The 20686-nt window shown below is 55.1% G+C and carries 16 protein-coding genes; 1 reads left to right on the top strand and 15 read right to left on the bottom strand.

Translation table 11 applies throughout. The features are described 5' to 3' along the window. Positions 1-43 precede the first annotated feature (43 nt). The 14 genes from DFO56_RS10645 to cfa all read right to left on the bottom strand — a co-directional run bounded on the left by DFO56_RS10645 (position 44) and on the right by cfa (position 18359). Positions 44-1798 carry a dynamin family protein gene (locus tag DFO56_RS10645; RefSeq protein WP_052679804.1) on the bottom strand — a complete coding sequence of 585 codons (1755 nt, stop codon included), beginning with the start codon at positions 1796-1798 and terminating at the stop codon, positions 44-46. Then, complete coding sequence (locus DFO56_RS10640) at positions 1795-4032, bottom strand: dynamin family protein (RefSeq protein WP_045509651.1); 2238 nt, start codon at positions 4030-4032, stop codon at positions 1795-1797. The genes DFO56_RS10645 and DFO56_RS10640 overlap by 4 nt, the downstream gene beginning before the upstream one ends. Before the next feature lie 13 nt (positions 4033-4045). Next, positions 4046-5677: a dynamin family protein gene (locus DFO56_RS10635; protein WP_233500397.1), complete on the bottom strand. Its 1632-nt coding sequence runs from the start codon at positions 5675-5677 to the stop codon at positions 4046-4048. 427 nt (positions 5678-6104) lie between these two features. Next, on the bottom strand, positions 6105-7418 hold the full coding sequence (locus DFO56_RS10630; RefSeq protein ID WP_045509646.1) for a sodium:proton antiporter: 1314 nt from the start codon (positions 7416-7418) through the stop codon (positions 6105-6107). Positions 7419-7567: 149 nt separating this feature from the next. Then, positions 7568-9961, bottom strand: a complete 2394-nt coding sequence (locus DFO56_RS10625) for a phosphoketolase (protein ID WP_045509642.1) — start codon at positions 9959-9961, stop codon at positions 7568-7570. A 138-nt stretch (positions 9962-10099) separates the two neighbouring features. Beyond that, positions 10100-10990, bottom strand: coding sequence for an oxidoreductase (locus DFO56_RS10620; protein ID WP_045509638.1), 891 nt, complete (start codon positions 10988-10990; stop codon positions 10100-10102). 20 nt (positions 10991-11010) lie between these two features. Continuing rightward, entirely contained in the window at positions 11011-11838 is an 828-nt protein-coding gene (locus tag DFO56_RS10615) for a DMT family transporter (RefSeq protein WP_045509636.1), read from the bottom strand. 74 nt (positions 11839-11912) lie between these two features. Next, positions 11913-12818 (bottom strand): transcriptional regulator GcvA, encoded by a 906-nt coding sequence (gene gcvA, locus DFO56_RS10610; RefSeq protein ID WP_045509633.1) that lies wholly within the window; start codon positions 12816-12818, stop codon positions 11913-11915. A 92-nt stretch (positions 12819-12910) separates the two neighbouring features. Further along, entirely contained in the window at positions 12911-13699 is a 789-nt protein-coding gene (locus DFO56_RS10605; protein WP_045509630.1) for a phosphotransferase, read from the bottom strand. A 66-nt stretch (positions 13700-13765) separates the two neighbouring features. Further along, positions 13766-14131: a helix-turn-helix transcriptional regulator gene (locus DFO56_RS10600; protein ID WP_082071774.1), complete on the bottom strand. Its 366-nt coding sequence runs from the start codon at positions 14129-14131 to the stop codon at positions 13766-13768. A 127-nt stretch (positions 14132-14258) separates the two neighbouring features. Continuing rightward, positions 14259-14954 carry a lactate utilization protein C gene (locus tag DFO56_RS10595; protein ID WP_045509627.1) on the bottom strand — a complete coding sequence of 232 codons (696 nt, stop codon included), beginning with the start codon at positions 14952-14954 and terminating at the stop codon, positions 14259-14261. After that, on the bottom strand, positions 14954-16387 hold the full coding sequence (locus DFO56_RS10590; RefSeq protein ID WP_045509625.1) for a LutB/LldF family L-lactate oxidation iron-sulfur protein: 1434 nt from the start codon (positions 16385-16387) through the stop codon (positions 14954-14956). Before DFO56_RS10590 ends, DFO56_RS10595 begins: the two co-directional genes overlap by 1 nt. A gap of 9 nt (positions 16388-16396) precedes the next feature. Beyond that, complete coding sequence (locus DFO56_RS10585) at positions 16397-17116, bottom strand: (Fe-S)-binding protein (protein WP_045509622.1); 720 nt, start codon at positions 17114-17116, stop codon at positions 16397-16399. Between the two features lie 94 nt (positions 17117-17210). After that, positions 17211-18359 carry a cyclopropane fatty acyl phospholipid synthase gene (cfa, locus tag DFO56_RS10580; RefSeq protein WP_016495748.1) on the bottom strand — a complete coding sequence of 383 codons (1149 nt, stop codon included), beginning with the start codon at positions 18357-18359 and terminating at the stop codon, positions 17211-17213. A 211-nt stretch (positions 18360-18570) separates the two neighbouring features. Here cfa and DFO56_RS10575 point away from each other — a divergent pair, with 211 nt between their 5' ends. Then, positions 18571-19368 (top strand): AraC family transcriptional regulator, encoded by a 798-nt coding sequence (locus tag DFO56_RS10575; protein ID WP_045509618.1) that lies wholly within the window; start codon positions 18571-18573, stop codon positions 19366-19368. A 45-nt stretch (positions 19369-19413) separates the two neighbouring features. On the opposite strand, the gene DFO56_RS10570 is transcribed toward DFO56_RS10575, so the two are convergent. Next, positions 19414-20625, bottom strand: coding sequence for an MFS transporter (locus DFO56_RS10570; RefSeq protein WP_045509615.1), 1212 nt, complete (start codon positions 20623-20625; stop codon positions 19414-19416). Positions 20626-20686 lie beyond the last annotated feature (61 nt).

Raw genomic sequence — 20686 nt, 5'->3', positions numbered from 1 at the left:
TGCGCAACATGGTAAAAAAGGCCCGAAACAGGGCCTTTGTACATCAGGAGAGCACATTCAGCGAGGGGTTAAACGCCGTGCTTCGCTGGGCAATATCGCCTGGCTGAGTAAGCGTAATGGCCTCGCGCAGTGCTGTCCTGAAGGCGGCGCTTAACTGTTGTGAACGCTCAATGAGTTTCTGCAGCCGCGCCTCGTCAGCCATTTGCGGGTTGAAAAATTCGATCACGGGCTGAAGCTCTTTTAACGCTTTGGCGCCGGAATCCGCGAGGGTTCTGAATTGCAAATCTTTGAGCCTGACGCGTAACAACTGAATATTATCGATATCGCTTTGCAACGCTTTGTTATAGGCGCTAAACACGCGATCAATTTTCTCTTCATAAGCCGACGTGGTGTTGAACCGCGTATTGTGGTTTTTCAGGAACGCATCCAGCGTACAGCCTTTCGTGGCATAGCTTGTTCGTCGCGTCGATGAGTAGGCAGTCATGCCGGCATAACCAATCCCGGCGAAAAGCAGTTCGTCGGCCACGGTTTCTATGATCGCCTCAATGTCTTCCTGCGGTTTCACATCGGCTTTATTCAGAACCACGTAAACATCTTCAGCGGTAAAAGCACTCTGGCGAATAAATTCGATGTCAGACTGGGCAATCGTTCCGGCGGGATCCAAACCAATCACCCAGATCATTGCGGAGCACTGCGTAAGGAGTTCAAGGGTTGTAGAGCGATCGGCTGCTTCCGTTCTGTTAACCGCTCCGGGATTATACCCAGGGGTATCAACCAGGCAGATGTGCTCAAACAACGCCTCATCCATTGGCGCTTGCAGGCTAATTGTCGGCATCACGGTGCGCAGATCGAAGCCAAAGGCCGCCAGATAATCATGCGATAACGCTTTATACAGTTTGCTGCCTAAAGGCACGTTGCCACCGTTTTTTGCGTAGCCGCAGATGCGAGAGTCTGGCGCGTAGACAATAAAGCTCGGGATCACCGTAACGGGATTAATACCGGTCGCCAGCTTCAGGGATTTATCCTGAATAAAGCTATTGATGAACTCCGATTTGCCGCTGCTGAACCCGCCTGCAACGCCGACAACCGTTTTACCTGAGGCCGCCGGGAAGGTGTTGAGTTGCTCAAGGTCAGCCAGCACGTTTTGCAGAATAAGCAACGCGCCAGCTTCATCCGCTAGCGATGATTCTTCAGCAGCGAAGGCGGCATAGTCGCTATGCAGTAGCTGGCGGAATGCCTCAAGCCCCGCATTATGCGAAGGTTGCGCAGATAAAATGGATTGCAGCAGTGCGAAGCGTTCACTCAGCGTCAGGTTATCATGATGAAGCTGGGAGTAATCCTGCTGGAGCTGCTGATGCGACACGTCCAGTTGCTGCTTAAGTTCCTCCAGCACGTGCAGACTGGCCTGGTTTTGCGATAGCAGCGCTTGCGTGCTGGTGATTGTCTCGTCGAGCACTGCCACTTTTTCCACCAGCCGCTCGTTACGCAGATTTTGCTCAATGCGCTGTGCTTCGAGCGCGTTGATTTGGGTGGTCAGCACCTGTTTTTGCTGAGCCAGATCATGCTGATGTAGTGCGTTGAGATGTTGTAGCTGTGCTTGCTGCTCCGTTTCCAGGTGCGTCAATTGCTGCTGATGGTTGAGTTTCAACTCCGCGACTGTGGTGCCAACCTGTTGTTCATAATTACTCAGCGCGCGCGAGACGGTTGCGGCTATCGCTTTACGCTTAAAGCACCAGAAATGGCTAAGGGTATCAAGGTCAGTAAAGACCGCCTTATCAATATGCGGCGCGTCACTCATTTTCTCTCTCCCTGAATTTGCGCGGCAAAGCGCTGTAAGCGATCAAGGGTCAGGGTACTGTTCTCAACTTGATTCGCAATTTGTTGAATTTTACCGTCCAGTTCAGCGACAAAGACTGATGAAATGGTGTCGGGTAAAGTGCTTTTTATGCGGGAGAAATAGTGATCGATATCGTCATAAACGGTTCGCCGGACATTGGCGACAAAATTATCAGCTCTGTCTATATACTCGTCGGCCGCATTTCCCTTCAGCCTGCCTTTTGGCGCGAGTTCAGGCGGAACGGAGATATTCAATAAAAACGTTTGACGCGGTAATTTTGCTGCCACAGAGAGAATAACATCTGCAATCATCACCGCCTCACATTCTCCCTCGAGGATCTCGTTGATAAGCGGGGTGACATTTTTACTGATCGCGATTTCCAGGCCGCTATGTTGTTTAACGGAGGCTTCTTTTAATTTTTCCCCCACCTCATGCACAAATCCTTTTAACGCCACCGACGTCGGGCCGGTATGGATTACCGTCTCCGTTTTGCTAACTGTTTCAGTCCCGCCGCCCCATAATTTGCGCGCAACCCAGTTATACGCGCCTGATTTTTCGCGCGTATATTGTGTTGTTTCACTGGTACTTTGGTCACCGATAGCGCTGCGGGTAACCTGGAACTGCTTATCTGCTTCCCGATTCAGTTCGGAAATCACTTCCCGATAGTAGTGTTCAACGCAGTCGCGATAAGTCCGGTTGAGCCGTTTATCAAGAATATTGCTTTTACCTTTTAGTGCCGCGCTTTGTTTTGCCAGCGCGTCTAAATCTGAGCTATTAATCAGCGTCATACGCTGCTCGATCTGTCGCAGAAGCGCCTCGGTAAACTCCGCAACCACCTGGTTTTTACGCGCGACCAGTACCTGCATTTTTTCACGAATAATGTCGTCTTTTTTGCGGCGAACCGCCTCTATTTTGCGGTGAATGTTGTCGGTGTTCGCAAGCAAAGCCAGGCTGTGTTGGGTGAGCTGTTGGTTTTGTAATGTAAAAAAGTCGGCGTAGTCGTTGGTCAGATTGTCCCAGGTCTTGGTCTCGTTCGCATCCCACGTCTCGGGCGTTGCCAGCCGGTGAGAAAGCCCATACGCCACACCTGAACAGTGCAAAAGATGTTCTTGTGGAGCCCGAATAATGCTGTCAAACACAGCGCCGACTTCCGGATGATGTTGCTTGAGGTTTTTCAGCGTGCTGGTCGCTCTGTTGATGAGCGAGTTATTGATGTTTTCAAGCGTCTGGTTCAGGTGAGGGCGCTTTTCACTGCCATACAGTTGGGTATCAATCTGGCTGGCGACTAACACCAGTTCCTGTACACCCTCTTTAGCGGTGATACGCCCCATGACTTCCAGATCGTTTTCATTCAGAAACTGCCCTGCCGGGCTGATAATAAACACCACATCGCAGGTTTTCAGCAACTCCACGGTGCGCGCTTCACGCGACTGGACAGGGTCATTCATCCCGGGCGTGTCGATAACGCTAATATCCTTGAGAGAGGCGAGCGGCATTGAAATATGGACGACTTTCGTGAAGGGCATATATTTCCCCTCTGCGCCAACATAGTTAAGCAGCTCTGTTGAGAGGGCTTCACGATTTTCTGGCTCAATGACGCCGACATACTCAAGATCCGCAAGGGTTAACCCCGATTTTTGCATACGTGTATATTGATCATGGGACGCGCAAAGCTCGGGGTGCGAGCTCTGGATTTCCTGCAGGGCCTGGCGTGTTATATGCGCCGTTACCCGCGACTCGTCTGACGTTGCGGATGTGAGCGGACGGGAGGCGAATTCTGCGTATTTTCTGTCGGTTATTTTTTTTAATTCAAAGGTATATTTGTTTGCATTGTGTTCGATTTGCTTGAGATCTTCGACCGTAAAAAATTCCACCTGTGCACGAAAATGCTCGCCATAAGAAAGCGTGGTTAATGCCGCTGTCATTGGTGTCGCCGCTTTTGGCAGGACGTTTTCACCGTCAAAGAACAATGCGTTGAGCAGCGAGGATTTTCCCGCTTTGACGCGCCCAACTATACCAATATTAAGCAAGCGCCCATCAGTACTGATTTTTTCAAATGCGGCAGATAACGCGCTGGCCGAATCGAGGCAATGTTGCTGCTTTAATTGCTGGATTTCCTGTTCAAAGAGATCGAGTACGTTGGGAAAGAGCGCTTCGAGTTTTTGCGTCTTCTCGATCAAATATTGATATTCCATAACCGTGTCCTGCTTAACGATACAAATAAGTTGTGGCCAGCGCTTGCAGGGCAAGCGAAAGCTGCTGCAATGCGTCAAGTTGTTGCTCGATAGATGCCTGTTGCTGTTCGCGCTCTTGTTGGTAGGTGCTAATTAAGGTGCGTTGTTGATTAATTTGCTCCTCAAACTCATTACTCACGGTATTCAATAAGGTTTGCAACTGCTCGTCGACAATTTCGGGCAAGGCTTTACGAAGCTCACTTTTGATGCCGGGGAACACACTATTCATTAGCTTATCGCGCGCTTTTTCCTCGGCGTTGAGTGAAGAGAAAAAGCGAATAATATCAGGCAAAAAGACGATAGCTAACTCCAGCACCGGGTTGAGGACATTGGTGGTGATGGCCAGAACAGAGGAGAGCACCCGGTAGGCTTTTCCGGCGCCTTCTTTACTGGGGAATTTTTCACTGAGGGTTTCGACGAAACCGCTGACAGCTTTCAACTTTCCTTCTGTTTTATCAGCAATATTTTTCGCCCAGTTATCATCCAGCGCCACCATCATGGTATTACTTTGGGCGAGGCTGATGGCAATCTCTTCAACCAGCTCGGCAGAGATCTGGTCCATTTCTCGTTTTAACGTGTTCGTTAAATTCGAACGCATGATGTCGACAATTTCTCGCTCCAGTACAGAAGGAGCGTTGCTGGTGGCGGCGAGCTTAGCCAGACGATCAAGTTGGTTATGCAGATCGCTATCAATCGCGTTGATAATACGGGTGATGAGCGGCCCGGAATAGCGCCAGGTCAGTTCTTGCTGCGTGCGATTACGTTGCCTGAGCAGATCTTCCAGCGCCTGTTCTAACGAAACAATGGCATTGTCATTATCTTTTTTGCTGTTTTTAACGACATTGCTGGCAAAGTTAATTTGACCGAGCAAATCGATATTCTGATCTTTCAGCCGATCGATAAACAGATTGTGGAATAGCCGCTCGGGATCAATCGCGACCAGGGCATCATAAAAAGCCGTGGCCGATTTATTGTCCAGCGGAATAACGCTCATGTCTTTATCAAAATAGAGTTGCAGTTGCTCTTCAATAAAGCCTGAGACCTCCTGAACCTGTTCTGGCGCACGTAAATTGGTCTTGCTCAGAACGAAGGAAAAATCGCTGTCGAAGGTTTTGATACTGTCGAGATGACGCAACATGGATTGTGTTACGGTTCCATCTTCAACACTTGTGACCACGATGAAATGCACACCGCGCGGAAGATAATAGGCCAGCGCTTTGTTATGATTTTCTAGTGACGAGCCATAACCAGGCATATCCACCAGCACTAAAGGCGCAATCGCTTTCAGCGCGGGGCTGTCGATATGCAGGCGCAAATGTGAGTAATCCGCTGAGTTTTTATTGACATCAGCCAGGGCCTCTACTGGCAAACGCTCTTCGCTGCCATCATGGCGGATGGCTTGCAGCCAGGGATTTTCGCCATAATGCAGTTCCGTCGCCAGTTCTGTTTCCGGGGCGATCCCCACCGGCAAGATATCCATGCCCAAAAAGGTATTGAGCAGCGTACTTTTACCGGCGCTGAACGCGCCAATGACCGGGAGCAGAAGTTCGGTATTTTCAAGTTGCGAGAGTAATGCGCGATCCCAGGTAAGTTCTGATCCCTGCATAAGCGTAGTTAGCTTCTGCATATATTCTGTAAATTGCTGCTGTGTGTTAAGCATTAATACATCATCCCTTTGGCAAGTTCGTCGCAATAGCTACGCGAAGGTCGTTCGACGGTGGATAAATACGCTGTTGTTTTTTCTTGTCAGCGCCAGGTCTGACTAAATAGGCACCAAATTGATTATTTACTCCTGGCAATAACAGGGGAAACCCGGAAGTTGAAGGGGATAAACGTTATCATCGTGTTGTGACAGCCTGTGTCAGTGGCAATCTTTGGCATCGGCACAAAAATGAAAAAGTTAAATTTTTTTACAGATAAAAAAGGAATAACGGTCAGCGCATAACCCTTATTTCCCTCTGGTTCTGATAATACCCACAAACGCGCATTACGACAGGATATTTTGCCCGTTATGCCGTGTGAGTATCTCGCTTTCAGCGCTGTTCCTGTTTTCGCCGCAGGGTGAGTAATGGCGTGACTGAAATACCGTGCACCAGCACGCTTAGCGTCACGATGGTGATGGCGATATCGGTTATCACTCCCGCGTTCTGAAGGCCATGCGTCCAGGCGTAGGCGATATAGTTAAGACTGCCGATCCCGCGAATGCCCAGCCAGCCAAGACTTAACCGATGCAGCACGGATTCACCCGAACGCCAGGTCAGCAACCAGACGGCGAGGGGGCGAATGATGATAAACACGGTGAAGGCCAGCAGCAGCGCGCTGGCATCCCAGTGGCGTGACAGTGTCATACCAAGCACGATCACCAGCCCGGCGGCCAGCAACCGCTCAACGGTATCGCCAAAGGAGAGCGCATCGCCCACCACCAGACCGACGGATTTGATCGGGTTATGCTCTTCGAGCCCGTGCCGGGTATGCGGATTCACCTGCATCTCGGCGGGCAGGTCGTGATCGTCCTCGCTGGTGTGGCGTTTTTGTACGCTCATCTCGGCGCTACGCAGGCCGATACCGGCAGCGAACGCCGCGAGAAAACCGGACGCGCTGAGCATCATCGCCAGCGAAAAACTCAGGCAAATCAGCGCTAACGCAATAAAATCGCTCGGTGCCACTTCCCCCTGCGCGTGGCGTGAGCGTGTGGCGACCAGGCCAATTAAGCGTCCGAGAATAAAACCGATACCCAGCCCGCCGATCAGCGCCCAGAGCAGATCGACGCTCAACCAGTGAAACCATTCCCCGGCGCTGATTGCGCCACCGGCTTTTTGCCAGACCAGCGCCAGCATCAAAAAGGGCAGCGCGGTGCCATCATTGAGACCCGCTTCACTGGAGAGCGCGATCCTGAGGCGGTCATCATCCTGTGCATCGTTGATAGCCACCAGGCTTGCCAGCACCGGATCGGTAGGGGCGAGAATGGCCGCCAGCGCCAGCGATAACGGCCATGAAAGATCGGCCATAAAATGGGCGGCGAGCATAATCCCGGCAATGGTCAGCAACATAGCGGGCAGCGCCAGCATGATGCCCATTCGCCAGTAAGGCGAGGTAAGCGGCAGGCGGATCTTCAGCCCGGTGATAAAAAGCGACGCCGCCATCGCCATTTCCGTTATCCGGCTGGTAAGCGGGGCGTGGCGAACAATATCAATGCCAATCAGCCCCAGCATCCACGGCCCGCAGGCGATACCCACCAGCAGATAGAGGCCAAAAATGGGCACCGGGACACGGCTTATCCAGCCGTAAGAGAGAGACATAAACAACAACAAACAACCCGCCGCAGCGGTCCAGGCCAGATATTCCATACTACTCCCGAGCAAAATCATCTTCTTAACAGGTATAGCTGCTACCAAAAGATGTGCCACCAGAGTGCTCCCTAATGCCAGCACGCCGCGCCTGGCGAACGGCGTGCTGGTAACACATGGGACATTACGCGTGCGGGTTGTACGCCCGTTTACTCCGGTACGTTGCCTTCCCCTTGCTGCGATGGCCATTTCCAGTTCTGCACTTCAGGCAAGTCTTCGCCATATTCGCGAACATATTGATGGTGCGCGGCAATTTTTTGCGCCAGATCCTCCAGGATGTCATCCGCTTTGCCCTGTAACGACGGCACGCGCAAAATCGCCTCCTGCGCCAGGTGAAAACGATCCAGTTCATTGAGCACGGTCATATCAAATGGCGTAGTGGTGGTGCCTTCTTCCATAAAGCCATGCACGTGAAAATGGCGGTGGTTGTTGCGCTGATAAGTGAGGCGGTGAATCAGACTCGGGTAGCCGTGGAAGGCAAAAATCACCGGCTTATCGGCAGTAAACACCGCCTCGAAGGCCTCTTCGCTCAGGCCATGCGGATGCTGATCCTGGGTTTGCAGCGCCATGAGATCCACGACGTTCACCACCTGAACACGCAGCTCCGGCAGGTAATGACGCAGCAGGTCGACCGCAGCGAGGGTTTCCATGGTCGGCACGTCGCCCGCGCAGGCCATCACCACATCCGGAGTTTCGTTCTGCTGCACGTTTCCGGCCCATGACCAGATCCCCATTCCTGCAGCGCAGTGTTTTGCCGCGTCGTCGAGGTTTAACCACTGAGGCGCAGGCTGTTTCCCGGCGACGATGACGTTAATGCGATCCCAGGTTTTCAGGCAGTGGTCGGCGACACACAGCAGGGTATTGGCATCCGGTGGCAGGTAAATGCGCACAATATCCGCTTTTTTATTGGCGACATGATCGATAAAACCGGGGTCCTGATGGCTGTAGCCATTGTGATCCTGGCGCCAGACATGCGAGGAGAGCAGGTAGTTGAGCGACGATATCGGCGCGCGCCAGGGCAGGTTGCGCGTCACTTTCAGCCACTTCGCATGCTGGTTAAACATCGAGTCGACAATATGAATAAACGCCTCATAACAGTTGAACAGCCCGTGACGCCCGGTCAGCAAATAGCCCTCAAGCCAGCCCTGGCATTGATGTTCGCTCAGGATCTCCATCACCCGGCCATCGCGCGCCAGTTGCTCATCATAGGGTTTAAGCGGCTCCTGCCAGGTGCGATTCGTTACGTCGAATACTTTACTTAACCGGTTGGAGGCCGTTTCGTCGGGGCCAAACAGCCGGAAATTATCGCGGTTGTGTTCGAAAATACCGGCCAGAAAGGCGCCCAGCGCGGCGGTGGATTCGGCCTGCGTTTCGCCCGGGGAGGTCACTTCGACGGCGTAGTGATGCAGGTCCGGCGTCACCAGTTCCCGGCGTAAACGACCACCGTTGGCCCACGGCGACGCGCCCATGCGCTTGTCGCCGACCGGGGCCAGTACCTGTAGTTCTGTTTTGAGTTGTCCCGATGCATCGAAAAGATCGTCTGGCTGATAGCTGCGCATCCACTGTTCCAGCAGTTGCCGGTGCTCATCGTTTTCACGGCATGATGAAACCGGAACCTGGTGCGCGCGCCAGAAATCCTCCACTTTTTTGCCATCGACGGTTTGCGGGCCTGTCCAGCCTTTGGGGCTGCGCAGAATGATCAGTGGCCAGCGCGGCACGGTGGTCTGCGCCTCGCCACTGCGCGCCTGCTGCTGATAGTCACGGATGCTGTTCAGCGCCTGTTCCAGCGTTTGTGCCATCTGGCGATGCATCCTGGCGGGTTCATGGCCGCTGACAAACAGCGGTTCGTAGCCGTAGCCGCGAAAGAGCTGTTGTAAATCATCATCGCTGGTGCGACCGAGAAGCGTCGGGTTGGCAATTTTGTACCCGTTCAGGTGCAGGATCGGTAGCACCGCGCCGTCGCGGGCGGCGTTGAGAAATTTTATGCCGTGCCAGCTTGAGGCCAGCGGGCCGGTTTCCGCTTCGCCATCGCCAATCACGCAGGCGGCAATCAGGGACGGGTTATCGAACACCGCGCCAAACGCATGAGCAAGTGAGTAACCCAGCTCGCCGCCTTCATTAATCGAACCGGGCGTTTCGGGCGCGGCGTGGCTGGGGATGCCGCCGGGGAAAGAAAACTGGCGGAACAGCTTCTTCATGCCGTCGGCGTTCTGGCTTATCTGCGGGTAGATTTCGCTGTAGCTCCCCTCAAGCCAGGTGTTGGCCACCATGCCAGGCCCGCCATGGCCGGGGCCGCAGATATAAATCATATCGAGATCGCGCTGGCGTATGGCGCGGTTGAGATGAACATAGATAAAATTCAGCCCCGGCGTGGTACCCCAGTGGCCCAGCAGGCGCGGTTTGATATGTTCCGGCCTGAGCGGCTCGCGCAGTAGCGGGTTATCCATCAGGTAGATTTGCCCGACAGAGAGATAATTGGCCGCGCGCCAGTAGCGATCAAGCAGCTGAATTTCGTGGTCAGAGAGAGACGATATCTGTGTCATGCTTTCCTCGCGTCGTCAGAAGGTAAACCAGGCGTTGCCCTTGCAGGCGAACAAATTTCCCTTTAAGCCTGGCACACCGTGTTTTCTGATGACGAAATGAACAGCATCACGTTCCCTTTTTCGTGCAAAGCCGGACGATCAACCGGGTCCTTCACTGCCTGCGGCCAGCAGCGGAACCACCACATCGCTGATGGGCGTGGCGATGCCATGTGTGCGGCCATAGCGCTGCACCACGCCGTTACGGATATCCCACTCCAGCGGGCGATTCGCCTGGCGGTCGGCGAGAATTGACGTGCCTAAGTCCGCTGGCGCACGGTGAAAACCGTCCACAATCTCCCGGGCAACGTTATCGCTGAGCACCGCGCCTTCCGCCCGCGCAACCGTCAGGCATTCACGCAGGTACGCCAGCGCCAGCGCGGTGATATCCTCGCGTGTGAACATGCCGGCACGGCGATTGGCGAGCACCATCAGGCCAGCGACCGCATTCTGCAACAGCTTGCGCCAGGCGATCGACGTAAAATCCGCCGACAATTCAACCGCGCAACGTGTGTCGCTGAGCGCTTTCACCACCCGTTCTGCCTGCGGCACGTCCGGCAGCGTCAGGCGCGGTCTGGCGCGCAGCCAGACAGAGGCATCCGGCTCACGCTGCGCCGGGAACCAGACGACGGACGGCAGCACGCTTGCGCCGTTGACCAGTGGAGCGAGCTGGTTTTTTTGCTCGACGCCATTTTGCAGTGCGCACACAACGGTGTTTTCATCGCATAACGTCGCCAGCCAGGCGGCGCTCTGCGCAACCTGCGTAGTTTTCACCGCCACAAACACCAGATCGAACGGCTTATGCAGCGCTGCCGGATCGCTCAATACCGGGCCGGGCACCACAATTTCCCCCTCATCGTGGCGCAGAATCAACTGCGGGTGCGCGGTACGTCCGCATAAAACGGGCGCGTGGCCCACTTCGTGCAGCGCCGCCGCGATAGTCGTGCCGATAGCCCCCGGGCCAAGCAGCGCAATTGTCGGAAAATCAGACATGGTGAGTTCTCCTGATGTGGTTAACCAATTATTACCGTGCCGGTCGCGATCACCGTACACGCCAGCACTTTTCTTAGCGTTAACGTCTCGCCGAGAAACAGATAACCCAGTAGCGCCGCAAACAGAACGCTGGTTTCACGCAGCGCTGAAACTGCCCCCATTGGCGCGGTCGCCATCGCATAAATAATGATGCCGTAAGCCAACAGCGAAACCAGCCCGCCGGCGGCAGCAGGCAATACATCGGGACGCCAGCGCAGTAAACTTTTTGCACCGCGAAGCCCGATATAGAGCGCGGGCATCAGCGCGCCCCATAACGCACTCATCCACACGGTATAGGCGATGGCATTACCCGCGATGCGCACGCCAATGCCATCCACCACGCTATAAGCGGCGATAAACGCGCCAGTGACCAGCGAATATGTCAGACCCGGTAGCGCCAGGCGACGGCGTTGCAGGGCAAGCAGCAGAATACCGCCGGAAATCAACCCAATGCCAGCCAGCGCGTTCACGGCCATTTTTTCCCCGGCAAACAGAGCCGCCGCCAGGGTCACCATCAGCGGTGAAGCACCGCGCGCAATCGGGTAGGTTTGCCCGAGATCGCCGCTCTGATAACTGCGTACCAGAGACAGGTTATAACCGACATGCAGCACCGCTGACAGCAGCGCATATTTCCAGCTGGCATAAGCCGGCAAGGGTAAAAACGGCGCCACGACAATGCAGGTGAGGGCTATCGTCGCGCACATGATGGTCATGGACCATAAGCGATCCGTGCCGCCGCGTAACAGCGTATTCCAGCTGGCATGCAGCAGGGCGGCGAATAACGTCAGTAAAACAAGGTAAGTGGGCATGTATCGATGCTAATCAGCACATGCCCGGATGAAAAGTGAAGTGTCATCACACCAGCATGAACAAATACTCATGCTTAGCGATAGTTAAGCTGTGCCTGTTGTGACTCTGCTAACAGCCAGCTGCGGAATGTCACAATGTGCGGCTGTGTTTCGATCCCCTGCGGGCAGACAAAATAATAGGCGGCCGGCGACGGGAAAGGCACGTCAAAAAGCCGCACCAGCGAGCCATCGGCGATCTCCTTTTCAACGTGCCCACTGCGCGCCAGCGCAATTCCCTGGCCCAGTAACGCCGCTTCGATGGTCATATTAGTATCGGCGAAACGCACGTTCTCATGCAGCACATCGGTATTAACGCCGACCTGCTTAAACCAGGCGTCCCATTTGGGAACCAGATCGGCGCCATCGCGCGTCAGCAGTGGGTAGCGCAGCAGTTCGGCAGGTTCATCCGGCGTGCCAAAACGCTGCAAAAGTGCCGGGCTGGCAACCGGAAAAAGCTGCTCGCGGAACATAAATTCTGTATGCAGCGCCGGATAATTCCCGTGACCAAAGCGGATCGCCACATCGGCATCGGTGCTGGCGAAGTTAATGGCCTGATCGGTGCTTTCCAGCGTCACCAGAATTTCCGGGTGTAAGCGCGCCAGATCCGGCAAGCGTGGGAGCAACCATTTCAGCGCAAAAGAGTAAGTGGTGTTGACGCGCAGCCGCACCCGGCCTTTTTGCTCGCGCAAATCCGCCAGCGTGGTTTCCAGTTTGCTGAAAAATTCACGTACCAGCGGGGCGAGCGCGGCACCGGCTGGCGTCAGGCTGAGGGTTTTGCCGCGCTGAAACAGCGGTAATCCCCAGATGTCCTCGAGATTTTTTAGCTGATGACTGACGGCACTTTGCGTTATACACAGCTCTGCCGCCGCCGCGGTAAAGGTGGTGTGGCGGGTTGCCACTTCAAAGGCGCGCAGTGTCGCAGTGGGGGGAAGATCACGCATCTTACGGTTCCTGTTAATGAGCTAATGCTCATAACACCCTATGCCGAAACCGTGGGGAAAGCTACGCGAACAGGACAGTAAGCTGCCGCCATTCAGAGCAGGGTAACGGTGCTGTCTAACCAGTCCGGAAGATGTTGCCGGTACCAGGCGAGATAGCGCTGAAGATCGGTTTTCTGCCGCTCAGCAAGCAGCGTGACCACTTCGGTGACAATCCACGCTTTGGCGATGGCAATCTCCCGGCCGAGTTCGCGCGGTGTTGCATGATCCGCAATACGACAATAGCGCCCGGCAAGCGCCTGAAAAGCGTGTGTGGTGCCCATCCCTTTTATCAGCGGCGCGAGGTCAATCGCCGGGCTTCCCGTGGAAAATCGTTCCCAGTCGAAGAGCACCAGCTCGCCGTTATCCCGTCGTCCCCAGTTACCCGCATTGCTGTCGCCGGAAATTAACCCCGGATGGCGAAAGAGCACCTCGCTGGATTGCTGAAAACGGCGCAGTTGTTGCGAAGCCGGTTCCGGCAACGCCAGCAGCGCCAGCGATTTTTCCAGCGCGGAAACTGACCAGCTATGCGGGTGATAGCGCCATGACGCCTCTGGCGCAACGCGATGCAAGCGAGCCAGCATCGTTAACACCTCATCACCTGCCACGGCATCCTGCGAAACCGGGTGAGGAATATACTCAAGCCTTACTAACTGCCGCGCCGGATCGGCGAATAACAGCCCTGGCGAGGCAATCTTTGCCGCGTTGAGCCGGTGCGCCACATGTTGATAGAAAGCATATTCAACCTCACTGACGGGATATTTCTCAATGACGCGCTGGCCATGCTCATCAACAAAAAGCGTCACGTTTGCAGCCCCCATTTTTGATAAATCCTGAGCTGTCATCCCTTATTCCTTGCGCGCTGGTCGAGCGTTTCAGTGTAGCCTGGAGGGTGGCGACGCGAGAGCGGTTTATTCCTGCGTCGACTGCTCCTGAGCAAGCAGGCGATATTGTCTTGGCGTTAACTGATACTGTTCGCGAAACGCGCGGCAGAATGTCGATTGCTGCTGGTAACCCAGGTGCAGCGCAATATCCGTAATAGAGCGATGCGTTTCGCTCAGCAACGCTTTCGCAATCACCATGCGCCGGTAGCGGATATACACACCAGGCGACATGCCGGCGATTTGTTTAAAACCGCGCTGGAAATGCCAGGCAGAGTAACCGGATTTTTTCGCTAACACGCCAAGCGGTAAGGGCTCGGCAATATTGCGCTCTATCCACTGGAGAATATCCTGGATGGTTAAGCTCATCAGATATAACGAGGACTTTTTTCTCATTTCAATACCCGCTGTTAATGCGCGGCGTTTGGGGAAGTTATCTCTGTTTCCTCCCCGAACGCAAAAGCGTCACGCGTCATTCTGTTTACGGGCAGATGGCCTGTTTCCGCCCGTCAGGTTATCCGCATCAGCAATCTTCAATAATTAAGTAGACGGCATTAAGCGGCCCGTGGACGCCGACGACTTTAATCAGCTCAATATCGGCCGTCGAACTTGGTCCGGCGATAAGATTGATACACGAGGGAAGCGTTTCGCCTTCCTGCACCCGCTGGCGCAAAACGTGCGCCAGTTGTGTGACGCCATACAGCAATCTGCTCTTATAGATAACGAACAGGGTGGTGGTGGGCAGCAGGCTGATAGCACGCCCCTGTGACGGGGAGGAAAAGAGCACCACACCGCCGGTTTCGCACAGACCATATTCGGCGTAGACCACGCCAATGCTGGCTTGTGCGGCGCGCCGCAGATTCTCTTCTCCGCTGGCTGAATCCCAGCAATGTGCTGGAAACCTGTTCTGCAAATGCGCGGTGATCCCGACGTTTGCCAGCCGGGCGTCGCCGCTAATCAGCAGCGGACCGCCGCCGTACTGGTTACAGATCCGTTCGGCAAGCTGGGGAATTTGCGCCAGCGGAGCCACTTCGCAGTGGGCCTGCATAACCGTGGTCGCATATTCGATAAAACTGTCGCAGGGGTGCTGCTGGATCTGTCCGGCATAGCGGCTTGTCAGCGGAGCGTGTCCGGCAAACTCCAGCGGCGGCGGTATCTGACGCGGTTCGCGACCGAGCCGTCCGGCAATTTTTTGCATAAACGCATCGCGGTTTTCCATCAGGCTTGCTCCCCGTTTTTATGCTGTTTTTGGTGTTTTTTAAACCAACTGCGGAAACTCTCGCCATCGGCAGCGGGCAGATCGCGGGCCTCCGTCCACTTGCCGATGGCTGAGATCGTAAAGGGCATCTTGCCGTTGCGGATCATCAGTTGGGCGGCGCGTGCCCCAGCGACCATGCCTACTTTCCACAGCCGGGGGTGACGGTTGGCGTAATTGAACAGATGAACGGTGTGTCTTTCCATGGCGGGCGTTCTTCCGCTTTCCGCCAGCGTGCGGCGGTGTTCAAGGATCAGTGACGACAGCGGAATGCGCACCGGGCAGACATCATCGCAGGCGGTACATAACGAGCAGGCGTAGGGCAGGTTTTTGAAATCATCATAACCGCCGAGCAACGGCGTAAGCACCGCGCCAACCGGGCCGGGATAGATTGAGCCGTAACCGTGTCCGCCGATATGACGGTAGGCAGGGCAGGTATTCATGCAGGCACCGCAGCGTATGCAGCGCAGGATGTCCTGGAAAGGCGAGCCCAGCACCTGCGAGCGGCCATTGTCGACAATAACCAGATGGAACGATTCCGGCCCGTCGCTCTCCATGCTGCCTTTCGCGCCGGTAAGCCAGGTGTTATATCCCGTAAGACGGGCGCCAACCGCGCTGCGCGCCAGCATGGTGAGGATGACGTCCAGCTCGGCGAATGTCGGCACCACGCGCTCCATGCCCATCACGGCGATATGCGTTTTCGGCACGGTGGTACAAAGCCGGGCATTGCCTTCATTGCTCACCAGACTGAGCGTGCCGGTTTCCGCGACTGCAAAGTTGCAGCCAGTAATGCCGATGTCGGCGCTGAGGAAATCCTCGCGGATCTTCTGGCGAATAAAACGCGTCATGGCTTCCGGCGTTTCGGGGCCGTTATAACCCAGCTTTTCGCGTAACACGTGCTGAATTTGATGGCGATCCCGATGAATGGCCGGGACAACCACGTGTGAGGGGGCATCTTTGGCGAGTTGCAGAATATACTCGCCCAGATCCGTTTCCACGACCTCAATGCCAGCCGCTTCAAGCGCGGCGTTCATGCCGATCTCTTCGGTGACCATCGACTTCGATTTAACGATTTTGCGTGCCTGTTTTTCCCCGGCAACCTGCAAAATATAGCGGGTGGCATCTTCATGCGTATCGGCGAAAAAGACGTGACCGCCGTTAGCGCGGATCTTTTCGCTTAACTGGTAAAGATAGGCATCGAGATTGTCGAGAACATGGGCACGAATTTCAGCGGCGCGCGAGCGCCAGTCGGGCCAGTTTTCCAGTTCATCGACCATTTTCTGCCGGTTGATACCGATCCGATCCTGCGCGTTCGCCACGGCGTGGCGCATTACCGGATCGTCAATTTGCTGCTGTACCCGGTCATAAAAAGGAACATTGCTGGTTTTTAGCGACATAGTGTTTCCTTAGCGGCTCATCAGCACATCAGCGATATGCAGCACACGCACATTCTGGCCTTCACGCTGTAAACGCCCGCCGATATTCAGCAGGCAACTGGCATCCGCGCCGATCAGGTAATCCGGCCTGGCTTGCATGATATGCGCGACCTTTTCTTTCACCATCTCGCCGGAAATTTCGGCCATTTTGACCGAAAAGGTGCCGCCAAAACCGCAGCAGGTTTCCTGGGCGCCAAACGGCACAATTTCCAGATCACGCACCTCGCGCAGCAGTATTAGCGGTTCATCACGTACCCCGAGCTTACGAAACAGGCTGCATGAGGGGTGATAGACCGCCCGTCCTGGCAGGCGCGCGCCGACGTCGGTTACGCCAAGCTGGTTAACGATAAAGGAGGTCAGATCAACCATGCGGCTGGCAACCTTCGCGGCGCGCATCGCCCACTCAGGTTCATCGACCAGCCAGTCCCCATAGTGGCGGATCGCGTTCATGCAGGAACCGGCAGGCGAGATAATCGGGTAGTCGTTGATTTCCAGCGCCGCAATTTGCGCTTTCATACCCGGCAAGGCGTCACGAATGTAGCCGCTATTAATTGCCGGTTGACCGCAGCAGCCCTGTTTTTCAGGAAACTGCACACGGCAGCCTAACTGTTCGAGTAGCAGGACACTGTTTCGCGCCATGCGCGATTTAAGTGCGTCCCCAATGCAGGTAACAAAAAAATTTACGTTCATATTATTTAGCTTCCAGCGAAGATAACGGCATAACGTTATTTTTCATTTCAGGCAGGCGGCGAGGGCGTTTGCGCTTACCTGTTTACGCGTCTCTTTAGCGCGCCACGCGCAGCCCGCCGGTGACGCCGCGGCTTAATACGATTTGCCAGAGCTGGATATTTCTGGCGCGAAATGCGCCCGCGCAGGCGGTGAGGTAATAATTAAACATGCGATGAAATTGCGTGGAGTAATTGCCTGCTATTTGCGGCCAGGCCTGATTAAAACGGCGATGCCAGGCCATTAATGTTTTGTCGTAATCGGCACCGAAATTATGCACATCTTCGATAACAAAATAGGGCTCGCTGGCTTCGGTAATCTGTTTTAAGGAGGGCAGGCAGCCATTCGGGAAAATGTATTTATTGATCCAGGGATCGACATTATGCAGGGTTTTATTCGACCCGATGGAGTGCAGTAAAAACAGACCATCCGGCTTCAGGCAGCGATCGACGGCGTTAAAGTAGGTCGCATAGTTTTTCGGGCCGACATGTTCGAACATGCCGACGGAGACGATGCGGTCATAGCGTTTATCCAGATCGCGGTAATCCTGCAACAGGATGCGAATATCCAGCCCCTCGCTGTGGCTTTCGGCGTAGGCTTTTTGCTCTGCCGAAATGGTGATGCCTTCAACGCTGACACCATAATGGCGCGCCGCGTATTGCGCTAAACCGCCCCAGCCGCAGCCAATATCCAGCAGCGTCATGCCCGGTTTAAGCTGCAGTTTTTCACAGATCAGCGCGAGCTTATCCTCCTGCGCCGCGCAGAGTTCATCGGCGTTTTTCCAGTAACCGCAGGAGTACTGCATATGGGGATCGAGCATGCGGCTAAACAGATCGTTACCCAGATCGTAATGCACTTCGCCCACTTGCCAGGCGCGGCGACGGGACTGAGGGTTGATGATGCGCGCCGCGGCAATGCGCATCAGGTCGGCCAAACGCGCCGGGCGCTGCTCATCAAGTCTGGCGCGCAATAGCTTGTCAAAAAACGCATCGAGCTGTTTGCAATCCCACCAGCCCTCCATATAACTTTCACCGAGCCCGAGTGAACCCTGCTGCAACACGCGCCTGAAAAAACGCGTGTCATGCACGCGGATATCCCAGGGTTCGGGACCATTAATCATGATGCCTGCCTGGGACAGCAGTTCCTGGACAATCCGCAGCCAGTGGCCGGGTTTACTGATCACATCGACGGTACATTCGTTAGCCATCATCTTTCCTTCAACGTAGCGTACGCTCAGCCGGTAATTCCCCCGTTATTCACTGCCCGTCAGTGCGAAAAAGGCTTATCGCTCAGGCAGCTGGCTGGTAAATTGTTCACAACGGGTGAAATATATTTATGACCCGTTCATTATTCAGGAAACCCGTTTTGCCTGCGCTGTGCTATCAAGACAAACTTCATCGAATAGAGGTCAGGTTGTTATGTGCTCAAAGCTTGTGTTGCCGCCTCGTCAGCCCATTAGCGGCCAGCCCGCGCCGGTGCTGATGACCTTGCCTCGCCCGGTGTACTTTCGCAGTTACCCTTTACGCGGCGATACGGGCGTGGACATGCATGAGCATCCGTTCGCGGAATTTCTCTATGCGCGCGAGGGAAGTATGCGGGTGGAAATTGAAGGGAAGACGCTGGTGGTACCCGTGCTTTACGGTGTCTGGATCCCGGCGCGCGTGCCGCACCGTCTTCTTGCCGGCAGCGACGTATTGCTGGAAAGCCTGTATGTCGAGGACGATTTTGCCACCATCCCCTTTAGCGGCAGTAAGGTGGTGGTGGTGAGTGATTTTGTGCGTGAGTATATTCACTACGCCACGCAAAACGTGCCGGAAAAGTATGACGACGCAGGCGATGACGCGCAGTTAGTGCAGGTGCTGATTTCGCTGCTCAGACGTTTACCCGATGCCGGGTTATCGGTCTCCTGGCCGGTATCACCGTTGCTGACGAGAGTTTGCAGCCAGATCCAGAAAACCCCCGGCGACGCGCACAGTATTGAACAGTGGGCCTCCTGTAGCGGTATGTCGGTGCGCACGTTCTCGCGCCGTTTCAAAAAGGAGACCGGCGTGGCGTTCAGCGAATGGAAAAAACGGGTGCGTTTGCTGGAATCCGTGGTGATGCTAAAAAACAAACGCAGCGTGACGCAGGTGGCGCTGGAGCTTGGCTATTCAAGCCCGGCCTCGTTTACCTTTGCGTTTCGCGCCATGTTCGGCGTGCCGCCAACGCGCTATTAAACAGAGACTACCCGCCGCGCTTTTTCAGCCGCGCCGGGGCGCGCGTCATTCATACTGCCGCTCTTTACTAACTCCTGAAAAAAGCCGGCGTAGCCACCAGATAACCAGCGCCAGCAGGGCGATTGCACCCAGCACGGCAAACGCCACGCTGTAGGAGTATTTCGCCGCAATTGTTCCCGCCATCGCCGGGCTGAATGCGGCTCCGGCACCCTGCAACAGCATGATAAAGCTCTGCCCGGCGTTGGTGTGCCCGCTGCCTTCCAGCAATTTAACGATATAACCGGGTACCGCCACGCCCAGTAGCCCTGCGGCCACGCCATCCAGTATCTGAACCGGGATCATAAAAAGCGGTCCTGCCGAGACGCAGGCGAGCGCCGCGCGCAGCGGCAGAACCAGCAACGCTGCGGTAATCAGCAACGGGTAACCATATTTTCCCGCCCTGGCGGCGGCAAATAAGGCGACGGGGATCATCACCAGTTGCGAAATAATGACCGTCGCCGCCGCATATACACCGGCGCTCATTTCCCCGCCGGGCGCGGAGGCCACCCGCATGCTGAGCATCGGCAGCAGCGCCGCGTTAGCCAGGTGAAACAGCATCAGCGTCACGCCGGTCGCAATAAGGGCCGGGTGGGTGATAATCGCACTGAGGCGGGGGACGGCCGCCGGATCTTCGCCGTGACTGAGCCCCCGTGCGGCGCGGTTATCAATGTCGTTATTGCGAACAGCAAATACCGCGAACGTTGCGCATATCGCCATGCCGGTCATCAGAATAAAAACGGCATCGGTACCGAAATACCACACCAGAATGCCCGCCAGGATCGCGGCACTCATATTTCCGCCGTGGTTAAACGCCTCGTTCCTGCCCATCTGCTGGTTAAAGCCAGACGGGCCGGTTAAGCCAAGCGTAATACCCATTAATAGCGGCGCAATAAACGCGGCGGATATGCCGGTGACAAGTTGTGAAAAACCAACGACAAAAAGCGTCGGATACGCCCAGAGTAACAGCGTGGCGGCGGTGATCAGCAAGCAGCAGGCAACGAGAATGCCGCGCTTATGCCGGGTGGCGTCAGCGACCAGCCCGGAAGGCATGGTCGCCACCAGACCCGCCAGACCGCCGGCTGTCATCATCCAGCCAATGTTGTCGGCTTGCCAGTGATGCTCAGTGAGAAAGATCCCCAAAAAGGGGCCAAGGCCATCCCTGACATCCGCCATGAAAAAATTCACTAAACAGAGTGCCTGTAGCGAGCGTAACGGCATAGAACCCCTTTTTATGTGCATGCGCTGCGTTTCTGAAGTCCCGGTTTTCCGCATCCTGAAA

This window comes from Kosakonia sp. AG348 (genome assembly GCF_003337365.1).
Taxonomy (GTDB): Bacteria; Pseudomonadota; Gammaproteobacteria; order Enterobacterales; family Enterobacteriaceae; genus Kosakonia.
Note: the sequence above shows the minus strand (reverse complement) of the source record. Positions and strands in the feature narration are given on the sequence as shown.

Excerpts from the sequence above, each read along its gene's own strand:
- DFO56_RS10645 (WP_052679804.1), bottom strand. The coding sequence starts at position 1,798 with ATGAGTGACGCGCCGCATATTGATAAGGCGGTCTTTACTGACCTTGAT.
- DFO56_RS10640 (WP_045509651.1), bottom strand. The coding sequence starts at position 4,032 with ATGGAATATCAATATTTGATCGAGAAGACGCAAAAACTCGAAGCGCTC.
- DFO56_RS10635 (WP_233500397.1), bottom strand. The coding sequence starts at position 5,677 with ATGCAGGGATCAGAACTTACCTGGGATCGCGCATTACTCTCGCAACTT.
- DFO56_RS10630 (WP_045509646.1), bottom strand. The coding sequence starts at position 7,418 with ATGGAATATCTGGCCTGGACCGCTGCGGCGGGTTGTTTGTTGTTGTTT.
- DFO56_RS10625 (WP_045509642.1), bottom strand. The coding sequence starts at position 9,961 with ATGACACAGATATCGTCTCTCTCTGACCACGAAATTCAGCTGCTTGAT.
- DFO56_RS10620 (WP_045509638.1), bottom strand. The coding sequence starts at position 10,990 with ATGTCTGATTTTCCGACAATTGCGCTGCTTGGCCCGGGGGCTATCGGC.
- DFO56_RS10615 (WP_045509636.1), bottom strand. The coding sequence starts at position 11,838 with ATGCCCACTTACCTTGTTTTACTGACGTTATTCGCCGCCCTGCTGCAT.
- gcvA (WP_045509633.1), bottom strand. The coding sequence starts at position 12,818 with ATGCGTGATCTTCCCCCCACTGCGACACTGCGCGCCTTTGAAGTGGCA.
- DFO56_RS10605 (WP_045509630.1), bottom strand. The coding sequence starts at position 13,699 with ATGACAGCTCAGGATTTATCAAAAATGGGGGCTGCAAACGTGACGCTT.
- DFO56_RS10600 (WP_082071774.1), bottom strand. The coding sequence starts at position 14,131 with ATGAGAAAAAAGTCCTCGTTATATCTGATGAGCTTAACCATCCAGGAT.
- DFO56_RS10595 (WP_045509627.1), bottom strand. The coding sequence starts at position 14,954 with ATGGAAAACCGCGATGCGTTTATGCAAAAAATTGCCGGACGGCTCGGT.
- DFO56_RS10590 (WP_045509625.1), bottom strand. The coding sequence starts at position 16,387 with ATGTCGCTAAAAACCAGCAATGTTCCTTTTTATGACCGGGTACAGCAG.
- DFO56_RS10585 (WP_045509622.1), bottom strand. The coding sequence starts at position 17,116 with ATGAACGTAAATTTTTTTGTTACCTGCATTGGGGACGCACTTAAATCG.
- cfa (WP_016495748.1), bottom strand. The coding sequence starts at position 18,359 with ATGGCTAACGAATGTACCGTCGATGTGATCAGTAAACCCGGCCACTGG.
- DFO56_RS10575 (WP_045509618.1), top strand. The coding sequence starts at position 18,571 with ATGTGCTCAAAGCTTGTGTTGCCGCCTCGTCAGCCCATTAGCGGCCAG.
- DFO56_RS10570 (WP_045509615.1), bottom strand. The coding sequence starts at position 20,625 with ATGCCGTTACGCTCGCTACAGGCACTCTGTTTAGTGAATTTTTTCATG.